The organism is Paenarthrobacter aurescens (assembly GCF_025421775.1).
Lineage (GTDB): Bacteria > Actinomycetota > Actinomycetes > Actinomycetales > Micrococcaceae > Arthrobacter > Arthrobacter aurescens_B.
Genome location: NZ_JAOEFX010000008.1, coordinates 207,319 through 228,425 on the forward strand (window position 1 = coordinate 207,319; position 21,107 = coordinate 228,425).

At 62.4% G+C, this 21,107-nt stretch carries 20 protein-coding genes; 17 read left to right on the forward strand and 3 right to left on the reverse strand.

The features are described 5' to 3' along the window. Positions 1–18 precede the first annotated feature (18 nt). The 8 genes from N7568_RS17530 to N7568_RS17565 all read left to right on the forward strand — a co-directional run bounded on the left by N7568_RS17530 (position 19) and on the right by N7568_RS17565 (position 8,607). On the forward strand, positions 19–384 hold the full coding sequence (locus N7568_RS17530) for a hypothetical protein (RefSeq protein ID WP_261611057.1): 366 nt from the start codon (positions 19–21) through the stop codon (positions 382–384). A 9-nt stretch (positions 385–393) separates the two neighbouring features. Continuing rightward, positions 394–1,254 (forward strand): carbon-nitrogen hydrolase family protein, encoded by an 861-nt coding sequence (locus N7568_RS17535; RefSeq protein WP_261611058.1) that lies wholly within the window; start codon positions 394–396, stop codon positions 1,252–1,254. A 58-nt stretch (positions 1,255–1,312) separates the two neighbouring features. After that, positions 1,313–2,224, forward strand: coding sequence for a 4-hydroxy-tetrahydrodipicolinate synthase (gene dapA / locus N7568_RS17540; protein ID WP_261611059.1), 912 nt, complete (start codon positions 1,313–1,315; stop codon positions 2,222–2,224). A 27-nt stretch (positions 2,225–2,251) separates the two neighbouring features. Continuing rightward, positions 2,252–3,943, forward strand: a complete 1,692-nt coding sequence (locus N7568_RS17545) for a ribonuclease J (protein WP_261611060.1) — start codon at positions 2,252–2,254, stop codon at positions 3,941–3,943. 74 nt (positions 3,944–4,017) lie between these two features. Further along, positions 4,018–6,885 (forward strand): FtsK/SpoIIIE family DNA translocase, encoded by a 2,868-nt coding sequence (locus tag N7568_RS17550; protein WP_261611061.1) that lies wholly within the window; start codon positions 4,018–4,020, stop codon positions 6,883–6,885. Positions 6,886–6,923: 38 nt separating this feature from the next. Further along, complete coding sequence (gene pgsA / locus N7568_RS17555) at positions 6,924–7,526, forward strand: CDP-diacylglycerol--glycerol-3-phosphate 3-phosphatidyltransferase (RefSeq protein ID WP_261611062.1); 603 nt, start codon at positions 6,924–6,926, stop codon at positions 7,524–7,526. Next, a complete protein-coding gene (locus tag N7568_RS17560; protein ID WP_261611063.1) occupies positions 7,523–8,035 on the forward strand; it encodes a CinA family protein in 513 nt (170 codons plus the stop codon). Before pgsA ends, N7568_RS17560 begins: the two co-directional genes overlap by 4 nt. A 137-nt stretch (positions 8,036–8,172) precedes the next feature. Next, on the forward strand, positions 8,173–8,607 hold the full coding sequence (locus N7568_RS17565; protein ID WP_014921288.1) for a helix-turn-helix domain-containing protein: 435 nt from the start codon (positions 8,173–8,175) through the stop codon (positions 8,605–8,607). 91 nt (positions 8,608–8,698) lie between these two features. On the opposite strand, the gene N7568_RS17570 is transcribed toward N7568_RS17565, so the two are convergent. Then, positions 8,699–9,238: a MarR family winged helix-turn-helix transcriptional regulator gene (locus N7568_RS17570; protein WP_261611064.1), complete on the reverse strand. Its 540-nt coding sequence runs from the start codon at positions 9,236–9,238 to the stop codon at positions 8,699–8,701. 41 nt (positions 9,239–9,279) lie between these two features. Here N7568_RS17570 and N7568_RS17575 point away from each other — a divergent pair, with 41 nt between their 5' ends. From N7568_RS17575 to dapF, 6 genes are all read left to right on the forward strand, one after another. Continuing rightward, a complete protein-coding gene (locus N7568_RS17575) occupies positions 9,280–9,504 on the forward strand; it encodes a DUF3046 domain-containing protein (RefSeq protein WP_439898993.1) in 225 nt (74 codons plus the stop codon). A 247-nt stretch (positions 9,505–9,751) separates the two neighbouring features. Further along, positions 9,752–10,792: a recombinase RecA gene (gene recA / locus N7568_RS17580; RefSeq protein WP_261611065.1), complete on the forward strand. Its 1,041-nt coding sequence runs from the start codon at positions 9,752–9,754 to the stop codon at positions 10,790–10,792. Positions 10,793–10,850: 58 nt separating this feature from the next. Beyond that, positions 10,851–11,324, forward strand: coding sequence for a regulatory protein RecX (locus N7568_RS17585; protein WP_439898995.1), 474 nt, complete (start codon positions 10,851–10,853; stop codon positions 11,322–11,324). Continuing rightward, a complete protein-coding gene (gene miaB / locus N7568_RS17590; protein WP_261611067.1) occupies positions 11,324–12,853 on the forward strand; it encodes a tRNA (N6-isopentenyl adenosine(37)-C2)-methylthiotransferase MiaB in 1,530 nt (509 codons plus the stop codon). Before N7568_RS17585 ends, miaB begins: the two co-directional genes overlap by 1 nt. An 18-nt stretch (positions 12,854–12,871) precedes the next feature. Next, positions 12,872–13,798, forward strand: a complete 927-nt coding sequence (gene miaA, locus N7568_RS17595; protein WP_261611068.1) for a tRNA (adenosine(37)-N6)-dimethylallyltransferase MiaA — start codon at positions 12,872–12,874, stop codon at positions 13,796–13,798. Between the two features lie 37 nt (positions 13,799–13,835). Then, the gene (gene dapF / locus N7568_RS17600; protein ID WP_261611069.1) at positions 13,836–14,804 is read left to right on the forward strand and encodes a diaminopimelate epimerase; all 969 of its coding nucleotides are present in this window, start codon (positions 13,836–13,838) and stop codon (positions 14,802–14,804) included. On the opposite strand, the gene N7568_RS17605 is transcribed toward dapF, so the two are convergent. Then, the gene (locus tag N7568_RS17605; protein ID WP_261611070.1) at positions 14,785–15,399 is read right to left on the reverse strand and encodes a class I SAM-dependent methyltransferase; all 615 of its coding nucleotides are present in this window, start codon (positions 15,397–15,399) and stop codon (positions 14,785–14,787) included. The genes dapF and N7568_RS17605 overlap by 20 nt on opposite strands. Positions 15,400–15,915: 516 nt before the next feature. On the opposite strand from N7568_RS17605, the gene hflX reads away from it, so the two are divergent. After that, on the forward strand, positions 15,916–17,478 hold the full coding sequence (gene hflX / locus N7568_RS17610; RefSeq protein WP_261611071.1) for a GTPase HflX: 1,563 nt from the start codon (positions 15,916–15,918) through the stop codon (positions 17,476–17,478). Further along, entirely contained in the window at positions 17,471–19,531 is a 2,061-nt protein-coding gene (locus tag N7568_RS17615) for an ATP-dependent DNA helicase (protein WP_261611072.1), read from the forward strand. The genes hflX and N7568_RS17615 overlap by 8 nt, the downstream gene beginning before the upstream one ends. A 108-nt stretch (positions 19,532–19,639) precedes the next feature. Here the strand turns inward: N7568_RS17615 and lexA are convergent, their stop codons facing one another. Next, on the reverse strand, positions 19,640–20,383 hold the full coding sequence (gene lexA, locus N7568_RS17620) for a transcriptional repressor LexA (RefSeq protein WP_261611073.1): 744 nt from the start codon (positions 20,381–20,383) through the stop codon (positions 19,640–19,642). Positions 20,384–20,731: 348 nt separating this feature from the next. On the opposite strand from lexA, the gene N7568_RS17625 reads away from it, so the two are divergent. Further along, a complete protein-coding gene (locus tag N7568_RS17625; RefSeq protein ID WP_261611074.1) occupies positions 20,732–21,091 on the forward strand; it encodes a LysM peptidoglycan-binding domain-containing protein in 360 nt (119 codons plus the stop codon). Positions 21,092–21,107 lie beyond the last annotated feature (16 nt).

The window sequence follows — 21,107 nt, forward strand, 5'->3', positions numbered from 1 at the left end:
TTCGAATAACATAGCGGGATGAATGATCTTCCCAAGTCGCCGGAAGGCCTTTCCGGACCCATGAAAGCAATGAGTCCCGGCGTGGTCGACTTTCTGTTCAGGCAACTCGTCGCGGGCGAACCTCCCGAAGACACCCAGTGGCGCCGCGAGGGCACGGTCCTGGCCGAGCAACCGCCGGGAGCTGAACTTGCCCGGCGCTTGTCGGAGACTGACCTGGAATCCCTGACACCGCTGGAACTGTTCGAATATGTTCGCGCCTCCCAGCGATTGGTTTCGTGGGCTGAGCAACTCAAAGAGCGGGCGGTGGCGCAGTACTGCTCAGAGCAGCCGGCGCGGACCCCCGGTATCGCCCAGCTTCATGGGAGGCAGCCCCCGGCGGAATAGGATGGTCGGGTGACTTGGACGCAGCTGCAAGCCCATGCCCCCGTGACCATGCCGGGACCAGCCGAAGAGGCGACGGTCGCGGCAACTTTGCGGGCCGCCGTCGTTCAATACGAAGCCCTGACGCCCGGTGGTGGGGGAGTGGCCGTAGAGGCGAACGTCGTGGCCCACGTGGTGTTGGTGGAGCAAGCCCATGCCCTTGGTGCACGGTTGGTGCTGTTTCCCGAACTCTCGCTGACAGGCTACGACCTCGGAGCCTTCGAAGGGCTTGGCGCATCCGGTCAGCCGACTCCGTGGCTGAGCGACGGTGACACGAGGCTCAAGCCACTTCAAGAGGCCTGCGTCCGCACCAAAACGACCACCATTATCGGAGCGGCATGGCGGGAGTCCGGCCGGACTCCCCGGCTTGCTTCGCTCGTCATCGACCCGGACGGTTCCGTAACGCCGGTCTTCAAAACGCATTTGCATGGTGCGGAGCGTCAACTGTTCGTCCCCGGAGACGGCCCTGAAGCAGTCGATGTTGACGGATGGCGGGTCGCGATCGCTGTCTGCGCCGACGCGGCTCATCCTACCCACGCCGGCGCTGCTGCCGAGGCGGGAGCCGATGTCTATGCAGTGTCTGCGCTGTACTCACGCGGCGAGGAACTGCGGCTTGGCTTGCATTTGGGGGCCCGTTCCATGGACCACCGGATGTATGGGCTCCTGGCCAACCTTGGCGGGGCCACTCCGTTGGGCGCCTCGTGCGGGTTCAGCGGAGCCTGGGGTCCGGACGGTGCAGCGCTGGCCCAGGCGGCCGGCACTGGAACGGAGGTCGTGATGGTGACGCTGGACCGGTCCCGCCTCGATGGTTACAGGTCCGGACCCCGCGCATGAGGACCATCACGCGGTACCCATTCTTGTAACAAGCCCGCGACAGGGTAACGTTTTTCTTATGTCTGACTTGCGCGCCCCTGTTCCCGCCCTTGGTACCCTGCTGACCGCCATGGTCACCCCGTTCACCGAGGACGGCAAGGTGGACTACGACCAAGCCGCCGCACTTGCAGAGAAGCTTGTCCAGGATGGTTGCGACGGACTCGTGGTCACCGGCACCACTGGAGAGACTTCAACCCTCACGGACGATGAAAACCTTGGCATGTTCCGGGCGGTCAAAGAAGCCGTCGGCGGCAAGGCTGCCATCATTGCCGGGACCGGCACCAATGACACCGCCCACTCAGTGCACCTTTCGCAGCGTGCGGCCGAGGTAGGCGTCGATGGTCTCCTGATCGTCACCCCCTACTACAACAAGCCCAGCCAGGCAGGTGTCAAGGCGCACTTCGAGACCATTGCCTCGTCCACGGACCTGCCGGTCATGCTCTACGACATCCCGGGCCGTTCCTCCATCGCAATCGCTCCCGAAACCATGATCGGCCTCGCGAAGCACCAGAACATCGTGGCCGTAAAGGACGCCAAGGCGGACTTCGCCGCCGCAACCCGGGTCATGGCTGAAACGGACCTGGTCTTCTACTCCGGCGATGATGGGCTGACCCTCCAGTGGATGGCCCTCGGCGCCGTCGGCCTGGTGGGCGTCACCACCCACGTGGCCACTCGTCGCTTCCGTGACCTGATCGACGCCGTGAACGCCAGCGACCTCGCTACAGCGAGGACCATCAACTTTGAACTGGAACCGGTGGTTCGTGGAACCATGACGCGGGTCCAGGGCGCAGTAGCCGCCAAGCAGATTCTCAAGTGGCAGGGAGTCCTGCCCAACTCGGTTGTCCGTTTGCCCCTCGTGGAGCCGGACGCGGCCGAGATCGAAATCATCCGCGGGGATTTGGCGGAAGCCGGAATGGACTTCAACGTCTAGGCCGGTACCGCCGGAAAGTAGCACAATATGACCCAAACCGCCCTTCCCGGACTGGTTACTCCGCCGAAACTGCCGAAAGGCACACTGCGGATTGTTCCGCTCGGTGGCCTGGGAGAGATCGGCCGCAACATGGCGGTCTTCGAAATCGACGGCAAATTGCTGGTCGTTGACTGTGGCGTACTCTTCCCCGAAGAGACCCAGCCCGGCGTCGACCTGATCCTGCCCGATTTCTCGTACATCGAGGACCGTCTCCAGGATGTAGTAGGCGTCGTGCTGACACACGGTCACGAGGACCACATCGGTGCCGTTCCTTACCTGTTGCGTCTCAAAGCCGATATTCCCCTGATCGGATCACAGCTCACCCTGGCCTTGGTGGAAGCAAAGCTCCAGGAACACCGGATCAAGCCGTACACCCTCACCGTTACTGAGGGCCAGGTGGAGCAGTTTGGCCCGTTCGAGTGCGAATTCATAGCCGTAAACCACTCCATCCCGGATGCGTTGGCAGTCTTCATCCGGACGGAGGGCGGCACGGTACTCCACACTGGCGACTTCAAGATGGACCAGTTGCCGCTGGATGGCCGCATCACCGACCTCCGCCACTTCGCGCGACTGGGTGAAGAGGGCGTCGACCTTTTTATGGCCGATTCCACCAACGCTGACGTTCCAGGTTTCACCACGGCAGAGAAGGAAATCGGTCCAACATTGGACCGGCTGTTTGGGCAGGCCAAGAAGCGCATCATCGTGGCTTCCTTCTCGTCCCACGTTCACCGGGTCCAGCAAGTCCTTGACGCCGCAGCCAAGCATGGCCGCAAGGTGGCCTTCGTGGGCCGGTCCATGGTGCGCAACATGGCCATCGCGGCCAAGCTGGGGTACCTGGATGTGCCGGACGGCATCCTGGTGGACATCAAGAACATCGACAACATGCCGGACGACCGTGTGGTCCTCATGTCCACTGGTTCCCAGGGCGAGCCCATGGCTGCCCTTTCCCGGATGGCCAACGGCGACCACCGGGTGGTAGTTGGACAGGGTGACACAGTCATCCTGGCCTCCAGCCTTATTCCGGGCAACGAGAACGCCGTATTCCGCATTATCAACGGGCTCCTCAAGCTGGGCGCAGACGTGATTCACAAGGGCACTGCGAAGGTTCACGTGTCCGGGCACGCAGCGGCTGGCGAGCTGCTGTACTGCTACAACATCCTCGAGCCCCTGAACGCGATGCCTGTGCATGGCGAAACCCGCCACCTGATCGCCAACGGCAACATCGCGCTGGAATCCGGTGTGCCGTCCGATGGCATTATCCTCAGCGACAACGGCACCGTGATCGACCTCAAGGACCACAAGGCCAATATCGTTGGGCAGGTGGAGGTTGGATTTGTCTATGTGGACGGTTCCAGCGTGGGCGAAATTACGGACGCGGACCTCAAGGACCGCCGCATCCTCGGTGATGAGGGCTTTATCTCCATCATCACTGTCATTAACCGCACTACCGGGAAGATCGTCTCCGGACCGGAGATCCATGCCCGCGGTGTAGCAGAGGACGACTCCGTCTTCGACGAGATCATTCCCAAGATCAACGCCGCGCTGGAAGATGCTGTGCTGAATCACGCAGACCACACCAATCACCAGCTGCAGCAGGTGGTGCGCAGAATCATCGGCACGTGGGTCAACCGCAAGCTCCGCCGCCGTCCCATGATCATCCCGGTGGTCCTGGAGGCGTAGCCTCGAGGCAACATGCATCCCAAGGGGGCCTGAAATCCGCGGATTTCGGGCCCCCTTGCGGTACCGTGGCACTTATGGCGACCCGTACTACCTCCACGCCACGAGGCAGCTCCAGCAGTAAATCCGGCGGCACAGGCCGGGGCGCAGCTGCATCCAAAAGCAGCTCGGCCGCAGCCAGGAATGGTCGCGGAAGCACTGCCCGCACCAAGCAAGCAGCCGTCGTCGAGACCCAGGCTCCGCTGCCGCTGCGCATGCTGTCCGGTTTCTGGCAGGGGATCGGACATGTGGTCGGCGCCGGAGTCCGGCGAATCGGTTACGACGTCAGCGACCTCGACCCCGCAGAGCGCAGGGACGGCGCGGCCTTGTTCAACCTCGTGTTGGGCATCGCGATCGCCACCTTTGCCTGGTGGGGTCTCACGGGCTGGCTTCCCGACATCGTTTACGGCGTGGTCAATGGAACCTTTGGGTGGATGTCATTGCTCCTGCCCTTCATGCTTTTTGTCTGCGCTTTCCGCTTGTTCCGTAAGCCGCAGGATGGCCGCGGAAACAACCGGGTGGGCATTGGTTTCATGATCATGACCTTGGCCGGTTCCGGTCTGGCGCATGTTATTGGCGGGCTGCCCACAGTGGCGGACGGCTTCGACGGCTTGCGCCGGGCAGGGGGCATGCTGGGCTTCCTTGCCGCTGCGCCCCTGGCCGCGATCCATGTGGCTGTTCCGGTGGTCCTTTACAGTCTGTTGGCGTTCATCTCTTTCCTGATCGTCACTGCAACACCGTTCGGTGCCATTCCGGCCCGGATCCGGGGCGCCTATGAGCACCTCATGGGTGTTGACCTTTTGGACGAGTCGGGCAAGGACGCCCACGACCGCAGCTACCTCTACGAAAACGACGGAACAGAAAAGCCCAAAAAGAAAAAGCGCATGCGCTTCTTTGGCAAGGACGAGGAACCCGACGCCGGTCTTGAAGGCTATGTGGGGGACGAAGCTTTTGAACACGCAATAGTGGACGACGACGAAACTCCCGGCGCGTCGGCACCGCGCGTTCCGCCGGGCGTACGGCGCCCCACCCAGGCTGAGATTGCCGTCGGTAAGATCAAGGCCGCCCAAGGTCTGGGGGCTGCTCCCGGCATCGACAACCCCACCGAGGCTATTCCGGTCATCATCCCGGAAGTGAGCGCTCCCGCACCCACTATCGCCCAGGTTCCCGCGAAGCCGGCTGGTGCGCCGCTCCCGCAGGCGCCGATTCCGCAGCGCACGGAGCAGTTGTCGTTGGCCGGGGATGTCACCTACACCCTCCCGGCCTCGGACTACCTGACGCCGGGCTCCATTCCGAAGGAGCGCACGGAAGCGAACGACGCCGTCGTCGCCGCCCTGACGGACACGTTGACGCAGTTCAACGTCGAGGCCGCTGTGACTGGCTTCAGCCGTGGTCCCACTGTGACGCGCTACGAGATCGAGCTCTCGCCCGGCACCAAGGTTGAGCGGGTTACTGCTCTGTCGAAGAACATTTCCTACGCGGTGGCGTCGAGCGATGTTCGTATCCTCAGCCCCATTCCCGGTAAGTCCGCAATCGGCATCGAGATTCCCAACACGGACCGCGAAACCGTCTCCTTGGGAGACGTGCTGCGGAGCCAGAATGCCCGCCGTACCGACCACCCCATGGTCATGGGTGTCGGCAAGGACGTTGAGGGTGGCTACGTGGTGGCAAACCTCGCCAAGATGCCCCACTTGCTCGTGGCCGGCGCCACCGGTGCTGGTAAGTCGAGCTTCGTGAACTCCATGATCACGTCCATCCTCATGCGCGCCACGCCTGACGAGGTCCGCATGGTCATGGTTGACCCCAAGCGTGTGGAGCTCACGGCATACGAGGGTGTCCCGCACCTCATCACACCCATCATCACCAACCCGAAGAAGGCCGCGGAGGCCCTGCAATGGGTGGTTCGCGAGATGGACGCGCGCTACGACGACCTCGCCAACTACGGTTACAAGCACATTGACGACTTCAACAAGGCCGTCCGGGCAGGCAAAGTGGTGCCACCTGTTGATTCCAAGCGCGTCATCAAGCCGTACCCGTACTTGTTGGTCATCGTGGACGAGCTCGCCGACCTCATGATGGTCGCTCCCCGGGACGTCGAAGACTCTATTGTCCGCATCACCCAGCTGGCCCGTGCCGCCGGTATCCACCTGGTCCTGGCGACGCAGCGTCCATCCGTGGACGTCGTCACGGGCCTGATCAAGGCCAACGTCCCATCCCGCATGGCGTTCGCAACGTCCTCCGTGACGGACTCCCGCGTCGTTCTGGACCAGCCGGGCGCCGAAAAGCTCATTGGCCAAGGTGACGCGTTGTTCCTGCCCATGGGCGCCTCCAAGGCCATGCGTGTCCAGGGTGCCTGGGTGACGGAGTCCGAGATCCACAAGGTGGTGGAGCACGTCAAGGGCCAGCTCCAGGCCGTCTACCGGGACGATGTCGCCGCAGAGGCGCCCAAGAAGCAGATCGACGATGATATTGGAGACGACCTCGAAGTCCTGCTGCAGGCTACTGAGCTCGTTGTCACCACGCAGTTCGGCTCAACTTCCATGCTTCAGCGCAAGCTGCGTGTGGGCTTCGCGAAGGCCGGCCGCCTCATGGACCTCCTCGAATCCCGTGGAGTTGTGGGTCCCTCGGAGGGTTCCAAGGCGCGCGATGTCCTGGTCAAGCCCGATGACCTCGCTGCCGTACTTGCCGCGATGAAGGGCCAGGAATCACCCGCTGCGCCCGACGCTCATACCGCGGCACTGAGCGATAACGCGAACTCGAATATCGCCGTCGGCGGCTACGCGGAAGACCTGGTCCAGGCGGACCTGGATAACCGGACGCAGGCCATTGAGTATCACGATGGCGCTGACGGCCCGGATGACGACGACGAAGGCGGCGAAGACGCCTGGTCGCTGACGGGGCGCTAGCTTCAAAGGCGTCAGCCCAAAGACGGTAGCCTAGAGGGGTGACTACAGCCGAGGGTGATAACGCGACGTCCAGCAACTCCGATGTCTGGAACCTGCCCAACATCCTCACGATGCTCCGCATCGTCCTGGTTCCGTTTTTCGTCTGGTTCCTGCTCGCCGACAACGGCGAGTACGGCCTGTGGCGCTGGGCAGCCGTGGTGGCCTTCGCGATAGCCATCTACACGGACAAGCTCGACGGCGACATCGCCAGGGCGCGCGGCCTCATCACCAACTTCGGCAAGATCGCCGATCCCATTGCCGACAAATTGCTGATCGGCTCCGCGCTGGTGCTCCTGTCCATCCTGGGGGAACTGCCGTGGTGGGTCACCATCCTCATCCTCGTCCGCGAGTGGGGGATTACCGCGCTTCGGTTCGTCGTGATCCGGTACGGCGTCATGCCGGCCTCCAGGGGCGGAAAGCTGAAGACGGTGGTCCAGACCGTGGCTATTTTCCTGTACATCCTTCCCCTCAAGGCGATCGCCCCCTGGCTGGGCGACGTCGCCTTCTGGGTCATGATGCTGGCGCTTGCCATCACCCTGTGGACCGGCGTCGAATACGTCATCCAAGCCCTTAAGCTGCGGGCAGCGGGGCGTCGCGCATGACGTCCGGTGACGCCGTCACCGCCGCAGCAGAGACGTCGACGGCGGTGGTCGCCGCGGCGATCGCAAGGAAGCTCACGGTGGCCACGGCTGAGTCGCTCACCGCTGGAATGGTAGCGGCCACCCTGGCCAATACTCCTGGCGCTTCAGGGATGCTTCAGGGCGGAGTTGTTGCGTATCAAAACTCCGTCAAGGCCGGAGTCCTGGGGGTATCGGAACAGCTGCTTGCCGACGTCGGCTCCGTTGACGGTGCTGTTGCGGAAGCCATGGCCGACGGTGCCCGGCGCGCTTGCGGTGCCAGCATTGGAGTATCCACAACCGGAGTGGCCGGACCTGATCCCCACGACGGCAAAGCCGTAGGAACCGTGTTCGTTGGCATCGCTGCGGACGCTGGAACCGAAGCGTTTGAATACAGCTTTGAGGGGGACCGGCAGTCAGTCCGGGAGCAGGCCTGCGAGGCCGCTTTGGCGCGTCTTCTTGCCGCGCTGGGTGGCATTGGTTACCGTTCGTAAAGTAGCCGGGAACAAAAACTGATTGCCAATAGTTGTGTCATTGTGTCGCTTCGGAAGAGCCGGGGCGCCTAGGATGTAGAAACCAACCCGGTCCGCCAGCCAGCGAACCGGATGAACGAGGGAGCAAGGCGATACAGATGGTAAAGCAGCCCGTATCCGTAAACGGCGTTGTCCGCTGGAAGGATGTGGGCTTGGCTGATCAGGCACAGAGCGAACAGAAGGAGCGCAAAATGGTCGTACTACGCCACGAGATCGGTGATGTACTGCGCGATGTCCGCCAGCGTCAGGGCCGTACCCTCCGCGAGGTTTCGCACAGCGCCCGTGTCTCACTTGGTTATTTGAGTGAAGTTGAACGCGGCCAGAAGGAAGCTTCTTCCGAGCTTCTGTCTTCTATCTGCACAGCCCTGGATGTTCCGTTGTCCCACATGCTGCGCGAAGTCAGCGACCGCGTAGCGGTTGCCGAGGGCGTGGCCGTACCCGACACCGTTCCGCAGGAATTCTCCCAGCGTTACGGTCGCGATCTGGACCTCACGGACGACTTCCCGCAAGGGATGCTCTCCGGAGCCCGCTAAACCGTTCCATAAGGATTATGAAGAAGGTCCCCAGCCCAAGGCTGGGGACCTTCTTTGTCGTCGAATGAGTAGGGATAGCCCCGGAACCCGCTCAGACGCCTGCCGGCTTGTCCTGGGCGTCGACCTCTGGCTCCCTCACGTTGAGTACGCCATCGCCGTAGATGGCGTTGAGCCGGCCCATGTAGTCGGCCAGCGTCTGAACGTCTTCCAGGGGCCACTCGCCCAAGCGTTCACGGAATACCTGCCTGCGGGCGTCCTGGACCTGGTGCATCTTTTCTTCGCCCTTGTCCGTCAGGCGAATGGATTGTGCCCGTCCGTCCTGTGGATCCGCCTCTTTGTAGACGAGGCCGATGCTCTCCAGGAAGGCGATCTGGCGGCTAACGGACGGCTTGCCCACCCCGATGCAGGTCGCGAGCTCGGTGAGGCGGATGGGCCCTTCCCTGCGGATCACAGTGAGCAGCCCGTAGGCGGCTGGCTCCATGTCAGGGTGGACCTGGCGTGACAACTGATGGGAGATCGAACGGGCGCGGCGCCAGAGCAGGCTCAGCTGGTGTTCCACCTGCTGGAGGGCGTCGTCCACGGCGTCGCCTGGCACGGCCTGACCTGGCGTGCTCGGAAGAGGATTGCTCATGGCAACCATTCTAGAGTCCGGCTCCATGAGAGACTCTATCCGTGAGGGCAAGTGACTTTTGGCGATTGATGGACGACGAATTCGGGGCAGGCTATTCCCGGGTCCTGGCCAACTCCTTGGTACTTGCCGGAGTGGGCGGGCGGACAGCGGTGGAAGCCCTGGCCTCCGGTTATCAGCCCCGCGAGGTGTGGTTGGCCATGTGCGAGGTCCAGGACGTTCCGCCGGAACGCAGGTTGGGCCGGGACATCAAGCCAGCCTCCAATTGACCCGGCTACGGCCGGCAGGGCGGTGACACGCCGCGCCATTGTTCGAATATCTGTTCGGATGGGGATATGCTCCTGTGAGAGGAAAATTGATCCCGAAGGACGCATTCCAGAGCATCCGGCAGCCACGGTTATCCACATAGCCGGAACCGGCTTCTAAAAATGTCACAGCACCGTAATAGCGTCTGACATGACAGGAAAGCGGCCCTAAGGGCCACTCCACAGCGAGAAAGCATCAGAGGTGTGAACCATGGCGGCAACCCCGGATCGTGAGAAGGCGCTTGAAGCAGCGCTAGCCCAGATCGACAAGCAGTTCGGCAAAGGCTCCATCATGCGCTTGGGTGACGACACCCGCGCACCCATTGAGGTCATTCCGACCGGCTCCATTGCCTTGGACGTCGCCCTTGGCATTGGCGGCCTGCCCCGTGGCCGTGTGGTGGAAATCTATGGCCCGGAATCGTCGGGTAAGACCACCGTGGCGCTCCACGCTGTAGCCAACGCACAGCGGGCCGGCGGCATCGCCGCCTTTATTGACGCCGAGCACGCCCTCGATCCCGACTACGCCGCCAAGCTCGGTGTGGACACCGATGCCCTCTTGGTATCCCAGCCTGATACCGGTGAGCAGGCGCTGGAAATCATGGACATGCTGGTGGGTTCCGGCTCATTGGACATCGTCGTCATTGACTCCGTCGCGGCTTTGGTTCCCCGCGCCGAAATCGAAGGCGAAATGGGTGACTCCCACGTTGGTCTGCAGGCGCGCCTCATGAGCCAGGCCCTGCGTAAGATCACCGGCCGCTTGAGCCAGACCAAGACCACCGCGATCTTCATCAACCAGCTGCGTGAAAAGATCGGCGTCTTCTTCGGGTCACCGGAAACCACCACTGGTGGCAAGGCCTTGAAGTTCTACGCCTCAGTGCGTATTGATGTCCGACGCATCCAGACCCTGAAGGAAGGTGCGGACTCCGTTGGCAACCGCACCAAGGCAAAGATCGTCAAGAACAAGATGGCCCCGCCCTTCAAGATCGCTGAATTCGACATCATCTACGGCCAGGGCATCTCCCGCGAGGGCGGCATCATTGACATGGGTGTCGAGCACGGCATCATCAAGAAGTCCGGCTCGTGGTTCACATATGACGGCGATCAGCTTGGACAAGGCATGGAGAACTCGCGGCGATTCCTGCGGGACAACCCGGAGCTCGCCCAGGAACTGGAGCGCCTGATCAAGGAGAAGCTTGGCGTTGGCGTCAAGCCGGATGAAGACTCCCCAAAGTTGAAGGCCGTTGACGGCTAGGAGAGGGCCGGACCCGGGCTCGTCAGTAGCCGCCGACCCAGAGCCCGATCCCGAGTCTGTGGCGCGTGCCATCGTCCTGAGGCAGTTGACCATGGCGCCACGGAGCCGGCTGCAGCTGTCCCGCAAGCTGGCGGAACGTCATGTTCCCGAGGACGTGGCCGAAGCGGTCCTGGACCGCTTTGAAGAGGTTCAGCTGATCGACGATGCAGAGTTCGCCAGGATGTGGGTCCGCAGTCGCTCGCAAAGCAAGAAGCTTGCCAAGGGTGCGCTGCGGCGGGAATTGACGGACAAGGGCATAGAGCTGGACGCAGCCGAGGACGCGCTGTCGCAGCTGAGCGATGAGGATGAAGAACTCGCGGCGCGAGAGCTCGTTCAGCGCAAGCTCCGGCCGGGCGTCGACCTCAGCGACCGCGCGGAGCGGGACAAGTACACGCGCCGGCTTGCGTCCATGCTCGCACGCAAGGGCTACGCGCCATCCATGGCCTTCAGGATCGTCGGTGAGGTACTGGCAGAAGCCGGTACCCTTGAGTAGTGAGTTTGACCATTCCTTCCCCAACAGCTGCCACCCCTTCTTCGGCTGAGCCCAGGACCTATCAGGTCCGGACTTTCGGCTGCCAGATGAATGTCCACGATTCAGAGCGCATGGCGGGACTCCTCGAGGATGCCGGCTACGTGCCGGCCGATGGCGAGCTCGCCGATGTGGTGGTTTTTAACACCTGTGCTGTTCGGGAGAATGCGGACAACAAGCTCTACGGAAACCTTGGCCAGCTCAGGCAGGTCAAGGCCGCCAATCCTGGCATGCAGATCGCGGTGGGCGGGTGTCTGGCCCAAAAGGATCGCGAGACCATCGTGAAGAAGGCGCCGTGGGTAGACGCCGTGTTTGGCACCCACAATGTCGGGGCTTTGCCTGCGCTGCTGAACCGTGCCCGGCACAACAATGAGGCACAACTTGAGATCCTCGAGTCCTTGGATGTGTTCCCCTCCACGCTTCCCACCAAGCGGGACTCGGTCTATTCGGGATGGGTGTCCATCTCGGTGGGCTGTAACAATACCTGCACCTTCTGCATTGTGCCCTCGCTCCGCGGCAAGGAAAAGGACCGGCGCCCGGGCGAGATCCTCGCCGAAATCCAGGCGCTGGTAGACGATGGCGCGGTGGAGGTGACGCTGCTCGGCCAGAACGTGAACTCCTATGGCGTGGAATTCGGCGACCGCCAGGCGTTCTCGAAACTCCTGCGCGCCTGCGGCGAAATCGAGGGCCTGGAGCGGGTCCGCTTCACCAGCCCCCATCCTGCAGCCTTCACAGACGATGTCATCGATGCCATGGCTGAGACTTCCAATGTGATGCCACAGCTGCACATGCCGCTGCAGTCAGGCTCGGACAAAATCCTCAAGGACATGCGGCGCTCATACCGCTCCAGCAAGTTTCTGGGGATTCTGGACAAGGTGCGTGCCCGGATTCCGAATGCGGCCATCACTACAGACATCATCGTTGGATTTCCCGGCGAGACCGAGGAGGATTTCCAGGCGACCCTTGATGTCGTGGAGAAATCCCGTTTCGCGTCGGCGTTCACTTTCCAGTACTCCAAACGTCCAGGGACACCTGCGGCGGATTTACCTGAGCAGCTTCCCAAAGCTGTGGTGCAGGAGCGTTTCGAAAGGCTGACAGCACTCCAGGACCGCATTGCGGCGGAGGAGAACGCCAACCAACTCGGCCGTCAGGTGGAAATCCTTGTCACCGCCCAATCCGGACGAAAGGCCGATGAAACCCATCGGTTGTCGGGTCGGTCCAAGGACCAAAGGCTGGTCCACTTCTCCGTGCCCGTCGGTGCTGAGACTCCCCGCCCCGGCGATTTTGTCACCGTGATCATCACCGAGGCCGCAGCCTTCCACCTTGTTGCTGATCCAGCCAGCGTAGAGGACTACCATCTGCGCCGCTCCCGTGCGGGAGATGCGTGGGATCGTTCGCAGGCTGATTCCTGTGGTGCACCCGCACCAGGAACAGCATCCAGCAAAGCCGGCGTGTCATTGGGCATGCCATCTTTGCCGGTTCGCCGCGCGTAACGCCGGGCCCAGGATCACATGTCGATCTCCAGCCAGGAAGTTCCCCAGCCTGTAGTTGCCGTGGTTGGCCCTACGGGCTCCGGCAAGTCGGATTTGGGTGTAAACCTCGCGTTGGCCTTGGACGGCGAGGTCATCAACGCAGATGCCCTGCAGTTCTACCGCGGCATGGACATAGGAACAGCCAAGATCAGCGCGGACGAGCGCAGGGGTGTGCCACACCACTTGCTGGACATCATGGACGTCACACAGGAAGCCAGCGTGGCGGACTTCCAGGAAGCATGCCGCGCTGCCATCCGGGAAATCCATTCAAGGGGCAAGCGCGCCATTCTTGTGGGCGGCTCCGGCCTGTATGTACGCGCAGCGCTCGATGTCCTTGAATTCCCCGGCACCGATCCCATGATCCGAAAGGCGCTGGAAGAGGAGTGTGAAGTGCGGGGCCTCGCACCCCTGCGGGCCCGCCTTGAGGAAGTTGATCCTGTGTCGGCCGCCCGTCTGGGAGACGCGCGTCGAGTGATCCGTGCGCTTGAGGTGCACCAGCTCACGGGAAGAGCTTTCAGCTCGTTCATGCCGCAGCGCGACTATTTCCAGCCTGCCTCGCAGATCGGGCTGGCGGTGGACCGGGAGGAACTGAGGGAACGCCTGGCGCTGAGGGTGCATCGGATGGTTGAATCCGGACTCCTGGACGAAGTTGAACGGCTCGACGCCGTAGGGTTGCGGAACGGCAAAACGGCCTCCCGAGCCCTGGGCTATGCGCAGTTCCTGAAAGTGTTGGACCACCAAGCTGATGTTGCTACAGCTGCTGAAGAAACCATCGTCGCCACCAGGCAGTTCGCCAGGCGCCAGCTCACCTGGTTCCGGGCGGATCCCCGCATCACCTGGCTTGACTGGAAAGATCCTGAACTGGTGGCCAAGGCAGTGGCCGCAGCAATGAAACTGCCCGCGTAATTTCAGGCCAAACAGGCGTGGCAGGTAGCCTAGATCCATGGATGAAACCGCCTCAGTTCCCGCCCGGCAGTCCGCAGCCGCCGGCGCTCCCGTGCCCGCTTCGAGCCTTGCCGGGCTTGCATTTTCCAAGGGCCATGGAACGGGCAATGACTTTGTCCTCATCGCTGATCCCGGGGACGCCCACGAGATCACGCCGGAGCAGGTTGCCCAGCTGTGCGACCGCCATGTAGGGATTGGGGGAGACGGCCTCATCCGTGCCGTCCCTTCACGGTTCCTTCCGGAGGGCCGCGATCTGCTCGAGCAGGATCCGGATGCTGAATGGTTCATGGACTACCGCAACGGTGACGGTTCCCTGTCGGAGATGTGCGGTAACGGTGTGCGCGTCTTCGTGCACTTTCTCATTGCAGAGAAATTGGTGGACCTTGGTCCCGGCGAAACATTGACCATCGGCACACGCGGCGGCATTAAGAAAGTAGTCCGCACGGCCAACGGCTATGCCGTGGACATGGGTCCGTGGGAGTTCATCTTCCCGCAGGAAGCCACCAGCAAGGCCATGGATGCCCTGGTCAGTGCAGAAGGTCTTGAAGTGGCACGACCGGGCCTCTCTGTCAGCATGGGCAACCCGCACACAGTGGTCGCCCTCGCCGAACTGAGCGAGCTTTCGGCCACGCAACTGTTCAAGGCGCCCGTGGTTGATCCCAAACCCGCCAACGGAACCAACGTCGAATTCGTTGTCCCTGCGGAGCCTTTGGTTGAAGACGGTGTCGGATCCATCACCATGCGCGTCCACGAACGCGGCGTGGGGGAAACCCAGTCATGCGGTACAGGAGCCTGCGCCGCCGCAGTCGCCATCCGCCACTGGGCCGGCACCACGGCTCCCAACGATTGGCACGTCAACGTGCCGGGCGGCGTCGTGGATGTTAAGTTCTTCCCCGGTGCGGGTGGCCGCGAGCATGTAGAGCTGAGCGGCCCGGCCGTCATTGTGGCTACTGGGACGCTTTCCTGACGCGGATGATCCGGAAGGACTTGGACGTACTTTCGCGGGAGACCGTGTAGGTTTTGTCCAGCTCATTGGCGAGCCACCGCTGCAGGGAGTCCGAGCCAAGGTTCTTTTGGACCACCAGCCAGGCGTTGCCGCCTGGCGCGAGGCGCGGCAGCCACGTCAAAAGCAGCGAGTGAAGTTCGTCCTTGCCGATCCGGATGGGCGGGTTGGACCAGATCGTGTCGAACTCGACGGCGGGATCCACCTCGTGCGGGAGGCTGGCCGTCACGTTGTCCAAGCCCAGCGCCACCGCGTTTTCGTTCGTCAGCGTGACGCACCGTTCGTTGACGTCCACCGCATGGACTTGGGCGTTCGGCGCCATCAACCCCAGGGTCAAGGCAATGGGGCCCCAGCCGCAGCCGATGTCCAGCAGGTTTCCCTTGGGCGACGGTGGCGGAACTTCCGAGAGAAGTATCGCTGTGCCTTTGTCCACACCGTCGGGGCTGAAGATTCCGGAGGAGGTCTGCAGATGGCGTGTTGCTCCAGCGAGTTCCACCGTCAAGGGCTTTCTGGTGAACGGTCCAGCTGGTTGGGCAGTGAAATAGTGTGCAGACTCCATAATTTGCCAGATTAGTTGGCTATTGACGTCATGGGAAACTGCCCCCGCGAAGGGGCGGTTTGACACCGGATGATAATGTGGAACGCATGTTCTTGATCTTCGAGTAATCAGCCGAAACCGCCTGAGTCATCAGGCGTTGCACGGCACCGCCCGCGATGCAGGCCCGCCCTTGGCATATCAGCCAAGCCAGGTCTTTCCGCCAGGCAGGTACCACCGGCACAGTCCGTTGTTTCGCTTTCCGCCACGGACGCTTTGAAGATCACATCACCCAGCAAGAGTCCTGTAACGCCAGCTACTGTGCGGTTCAGGGCCGGGCTGGCAGTGCACTCTCCAGATGCCCAGGAACCTCCCCGCGGATCCAACCACACCAGATCACAGCAACCGCCGCCCATATCAGGGGTGGCCGTTCAGCACAGGAGGCCCCTTTTGGCCCAAGCCCGTCAGCCCAGCGCGAATAGCGCCCCATTGAGCAGCAAACAGCACTATTCTGGAATAGCCGAACAGTCTAAGGAGACCATGACCACCCAGAAGCACTCCGGATCCGATTCCGACGCCCAGGACATGAGTCCTGAACAAATCCAGGCCGTCATCGACCGGATTCTTTCCAAGGATGTACCCACGCAGGCATCTGATGACAACGATGCCAACGGTGTGTTCGGCAAGGCGCAGGCGATTTCCACGCTTGACCAGGAGCACAGCATCTACGACGGCGACCAGGAAGACCTGGCCGAACGTCGTGCCCTTCGCCGTACTGCAGGGCTTTCCACTGAGCTTGAAGATGTCACTGAGGTCGAATACCGGCAACTGCGCCTTGAGCGTGTTGTCCTGGCGGGGCTGTGGACCGAGGGAACTCTTGCCGATGCGGAGAACTCGCTCCGGGAGCTCGCAGCACTGGCAGAGACCGCCGGTTCGGAGGTTCTTGACGGCTTGGTCCAGCGGCGCATGAAGCCGGACCCCGGGACATTCCTGGGATCGGGCAAGGCACAGGAGCTCAAGGAAATCGTTGCTGCCACGGGGGCGGACACCGTAGTGGTGGACACCGAGCTGGCACCTTCCCAGCGTCGTGGCCTTGAAGACATCGTGAAAGTCAAGGTCGTGGATCGCACCACGTTGATCCTCGATATCTTTGCCCAGCACGCCAAGAGCCGTGAAGGCAAAGCCCAGGTAGAGCTCGCCCAGCTCGAATACCTGCTCCCGCGCCTCCGTGGTTGGGGTGACTCCATGTCCCGCCAGGCCGGTGGCCAGGTGGGTGGGGCCGGTGCCGGCATGGGCTCGCGTGGTCCCGGCGAAACCAAGATCGAGCTGGACCGCCGACGCATCCGCACGCGCATGGCAAAGCTCCGGCGTGAAATCGCCGCAATGAAGCCGGCACGCGAAACCAAGCGCGCCAACCGCCGTCGTAATGCTGTTCCTTCAGTGGCAATCGCCGGCTACACGAACGCCGGCAAGTCGTCGCTGCTGAACCGCCTCACTGACGCCGGTGTCCTGGTGGAGAACGCACTGTTCGCCACGTTGGATCCCACTGTCCGTAAGGCCCAAACTCCAGATGGCATTGGGTACACACTGGCGGACACGGTTGGATTCGTCCGTTCATTGCCAACGCAGCTGATCGAGGCGTTCCGGTCCACGCTGGAGGAAGTTGCCGACGCGGACCTGATCCTCCATGTCGTGGATGCTTCGCACCCTGATCCAGAGGGCCAGATCGCCGCTGTCCGGGCTGTCTTTACTGAAGTCGATGCACGCAAGGTTCCCGAGATCATCGTCCTGAACAAGGTCGATGTGGCGGATCCTTTTGTTGTGGAGCGCCTCAAGCAGAAGGAACCGCGTCATGCGGTTGTTTCCACGCGCACAGGCCAAGGCATCGCGGAGTTGCTGGAGGACATCAGCCAGTCCATTCCCCGGCCGGGTGTGCGCCTTGAGCTGCTCATTCCGTATGACCGCGGTGAAATGATCAGCAAGCTGCACAGCTCCGATTCGGAGATCCTCAGCCTTGACCATGAGGAAAACGGGACGCGGGTGGTTGTCATGGTCCGCGAAGGACTGGCGGCCGAACTGGAGTCTTTCGTCAGCAATGGTTGAGAAAGTGGCGGCGGACGCCGTCGAGTCGGTGGGGGAGAAGGCCACCCTTGAGCTGTTGGACCGGGCTGTTGCCGGCATGGGCGGCCAAAGCCGTGTTGGCCAGCACGAAATGGCCAAGCATGTCACCCGGGCCATCGAGACCGGGGAACACTTGCTGGTCCAGGCCGGCACGGGAACAGGTAAGTCTTTGGCGTACCTGATTCCGTTGATCGCACATTCCATGGACAGTGACAAACCGACTCTCGTCTCCACCGCCACTTTGGCACTCCAAACGCAGATTGTTGGCCGGGACCTTCCCCGCCTGCTGGAAACCATCAACCCTGCCCTTGAACGGCCCGTCAAGGTGGCGCTCGTCAAGGGCCGGGCCAACTACGTCTGCCTGCAGAAACTTGAAGGCGGGTTCCCCAGCGAAGAGCCCTCTGAAGGACAGCTGTTCTCGCTGGGCGAGGACACCAGCGTGCCACACTTTGCAGCTTCGATGGGCGGACCGCAATCACAGCTCGGTAAGGAAGTGGTCCGCCTCCGCGAGTGGGCCGAAAAGACGACCACCGGCGACCGTGACGAACTGATGCCCGGTGTCACGGACCGGGCATGGAGGCAGGTCTCGGTGACATCCATGGAATGCCTCGGCGCCCAGAAGTGCCCCCTCGCCGAGGAGTGCTTCAGCGAGCTTGCCAGGTCCCGCGCGGGCGAGGCCGACGTCGTGGTCACCAACCATGCCATGCTGGCCGTCAGCGCCTTCGAGGGGTTGGCTGTGCTGCCTGAATATGACGTGGTGGTGGTGGACGAGGCCCACGAGCTGCAGGACCGTGTGACCGGCGCTGTCTCCGGTCAGCTGTCCGTGGCCATGGTCCATGCCGCTGCGTCGAGCGCACGAAAACATACGGCCATTACGGTGGATGCTCTCAATGCCGCGGCCGACCGCTTGGACATGGCCATCGCCGGCGTGCCGAACGGGCTATTGCCCAACGGGCTCAACGACGAACAACTCGATTGCCTGGACCAGCTGCGGGACGCCACCCGCGCGGCACTGTCCGACTCGAAGACGGACTCTTCGAACGCGGTCGACGGCGGTAGGCAGCTTGCGCGTTCACGCCTCATGCTCATTCTTGAACTGTGTGAACGGATGCTCGCGGCCAAGGAGAACCGGGAAGTCGTCTGGTTCTCGCGGAACAGCACCTTTGACCCCCAGCAGGGCTACTCGCCGCCGGACGATACCGCACCCGCGCTCATCAACATCGCCCCGCTGAGCGTCGCGGGACGGCTGCGTGAGGGCTTGTTCGCCGACCACACGGTGGTGCTCACCTCTGCCACGCTTGCCATCGGCTCAGCCTTCGAACCGGCGGCAGGGGGCCTTGGCCTGATCGGCGACGGAGCGCCCAGCTGGACCGGCATCGACGTCGGTTCGCCTTTCGATTACCCCAAACAGGGTGTGCTGTACGTAGCGAAGCATCTGCCCAAGCCGGGCCGGGGAACATCACCTGAGGCTCTCGATGAGCTTGAAGATTTGATCAGGGCATCAGGCGGGGGAGCGCTGTGTCTCTTCTCCTCACGGCGTGCTGCCGAAGAGGCCGCTGACGCCATGAGACTCCGCCTCGACGTGGACATCCTTTGCCAGGGGGAATCCACCATGGCGGCTTTGGTGAAGCAGTTCTCAGACGAGCCGGACACTTGCCTTTTCGGCACCATGTCCTTGTGGCAGGGCGTGGACGTACCCGGTGGTTCGTGCCGCCTGGTGGTCATTGACCGCATTCCCTTCCCCCGGCCCGATGATCCCCTGATGACTGCCCGCTCCCGGGCAGTCGCGCAGTCAGGTGGCAATGGCTTCATGGCAGTCTCGGCAACACACGCAGCCATCCGCTTGGCACAGGGCGCTGGACGACTCATTCGTTCCACCGGCGACAAAGGCGTTGTGGCGGTGCTCGACTCCAGGTTGTCGACAGAACGCTACGGCGGTTTCCTGAGGGCTGCCCTGCCGCCGTTCTGGGCCACCACGGACCGTGCAGTGGTGCGTGGGGTCCTGGAGCGCCTGGGATCTGCCACAGCGCCTTAGAGGTAAGGCTGACATGGGAAAGGCCCCGCTGGGAGCGGGGCCTTTCTTTGCGCCTCTTTGCGCCCACAGATCTTGTCGGGTGCAGGAACCTGTTGGGAACGCAGAAGCCTAGAGGGAACGCAGAACAGAGACGACCTTGCCCATGATGGTGGCTTGGTCGCCGAGGATTGGTTCGTACTGGGTGTTCTGCGGAAGCAGCCAGGTATGGCCGTCGCGCTGACGGAAGGTCTTCACCGTAGCTTCGTCGTCCAGAAGTGCAGCCACGATGTCACCGTTGATGGCATCGTTTTGCCTGCGGACAACAACCCAGTCGCCATCGCAAATGGCTGCATCGATCATGGAATCACCAGCCACCTTCAGCATGAACAGTTCGCCGTGCCCTACCAGCTGCCGGGGCAGCGGGAGTACGTCCTCCACGGTCTGGTCAGCCAGGATGGGACCACCGGCCGCGATACGGCCCACCAAGGGGACCATCGCGGTATCGCTGGCGCTGGCAAGTTCTGTCACGGCAAAGCCGCCCGCGCTGCGAAGCGTCGTAGCGGCCTCCACGCCAGGGATGGGTCCGCCGTCGAGGGTCAGCGGCATCAGGACTTCCATGGCTCGCGGCCGCTTGGGATCCCGGCGAAGATAGCCGAGCTTCTCGAGTTGGGAAAGCTGATGGGTGACGCTGGACAAACTGGCGAGCCCCACGGTGTCGCCGATCTCGCGCATGCTGGGCGGGTAGCCGTTGTCATTGACTGAGCGCTGGATGGTCTCCAGGATCTTCTTCTGCCGGACGGTCAGGCTCTTGGGACTTTTTTGAGGCTGCTGGCTCCGCAGGGGTGCCCCGCCGCCGGTGGCTTTCGCTGCCATGTTCGCCAATGCCTTTCCATTCCGCCCCGAGGTGTGCCCGGGGATGTCAGGCCTGAAAAATGTCAGACCCTCCTGTTCCACTGAAACAGTGCCGTTTCTTCACTCAAACGTAGGGCAGGCACAGGCGTTTATCAAACATTTGTTCTAGCGAGTCTCGACACCGTTCGTTGATAAGTGCTAAAAATGTCTTAGCAAGGTTCGAATATGTGTTCTAAAAACCTGATGCTGAAGCCGGATGTTCGAAGAAAGTGTTCGAACATACGGATCGGCGGACGGCAACACAAAGAGAATTGGCAGCCAAGCGCCGGGCACTCCGGCGCAAAGCAATAGCTCAGAAGGGCTCAGCTCATGTCCGCAATCACTACGTTCGCTGATTTCCGCACTACCCAGGCTCCCTCCCGCCTGCGGCTCACCAGGCGGGGACGGATGGTCTTCTTCGGCATTCCTGCAATGCTGCTGGTGGCCGCGTTGCTGAGCCTTGCCGGTGTCATCACCTCGCCGGCCAAAGCCTCGGACTCGCAGGCCCAAATGCAGCCGCCGGTAGCGGTAACCGTCACGGTCCAGCCTGGCCAGTCACTGTGGGGTATCGCCGGGGCGGCCGCTCCCGAGCGGGACCCTCGCGATGTCATCGCGGAGATCATCCAGTTGAACGACCTCCGTGGGGGCCGCATCCAGCCCGGCCAGCAGCTGTTCGTTCCCGCAAACTGAGGCACGAGGCGGCATT

Coding starts and splice junctions, on each gene's coding strand:
- N7568_RS17530 (WP_261611057.1), top strand. CDS start 19: ATGAATGATCTTCCCAAGTCGCCGGAAGGCCTTTCCGGACCCATGAAA.
- dapA (WP_261611059.1), top strand. CDS start 1,313: ATGTCTGACTTGCGCGCCCCTGTTCCCGCCCTTGGTACCCTGCTGACC.
- N7568_RS17545 (WP_261611060.1), top strand. CDS start 2,252: ATGACCCAAACCGCCCTTCCCGGACTGGTTACTCCGCCGAAACTGCCG.
- N7568_RS17550 (WP_261611061.1), top strand. CDS start 4,018: ATGGCGACCCGTACTACCTCCACGCCACGAGGCAGCTCCAGCAGTAAA.
- N7568_RS17560 (WP_261611063.1), top strand. CDS start 7,523: ATGACGTCCGGTGACGCCGTCACCGCCGCAGCAGAGACGTCGACGGCG.
- N7568_RS17565 (WP_014921288.1), top strand. CDS start 8,173: ATGGTAAAGCAGCCCGTATCCGTAAACGGCGTTGTCCGCTGGAAGGAT.
- N7568_RS17570 (WP_261611064.1), bottom strand. CDS start 9,238: ATGAGCAATCCTCTTCCGAGCACGCCAGGTCAGGCCGTGCCAGGCGAC.
- recA (WP_261611065.1), top strand. CDS start 9,752: ATGGCGGCAACCCCGGATCGTGAGAAGGCGCTTGAAGCAGCGCTAGCC.
- miaA (WP_261611068.1), top strand. CDS start 12,872: ATGTCGATCTCCAGCCAGGAAGTTCCCCAGCCTGTAGTTGCCGTGGTT.
- dapF (WP_261611069.1), top strand. CDS start 13,836: ATGGATGAAACCGCCTCAGTTCCCGCCCGGCAGTCCGCAGCCGCCGGC.
- N7568_RS17605 (WP_261611070.1), bottom strand. CDS start 15,399: ATGGAGTCTGCACACTATTTCACTGCCCAACCAGCTGGACCGTTCACC.
- hflX (WP_261611071.1), top strand. CDS start 15,916: ATGACCACCCAGAAGCACTCCGGATCCGATTCCGACGCCCAGGACATG.
- N7568_RS17615 (WP_261611072.1), top strand. CDS start 17,471: ATGGTTGAGAAAGTGGCGGCGGACGCCGTCGAGTCGGTGGGGGAGAAG.
- lexA (WP_261611073.1), bottom strand. CDS start 20,383: ATGGCAGCGAAAGCCACCGGCGGCGGGGCACCCCTGCGGAGCCAGCAG.
- N7568_RS17625 (WP_261611074.1), top strand. CDS start 20,732: ATGTCCGCAATCACTACGTTCGCTGATTTCCGCACTACCCAGGCTCCC.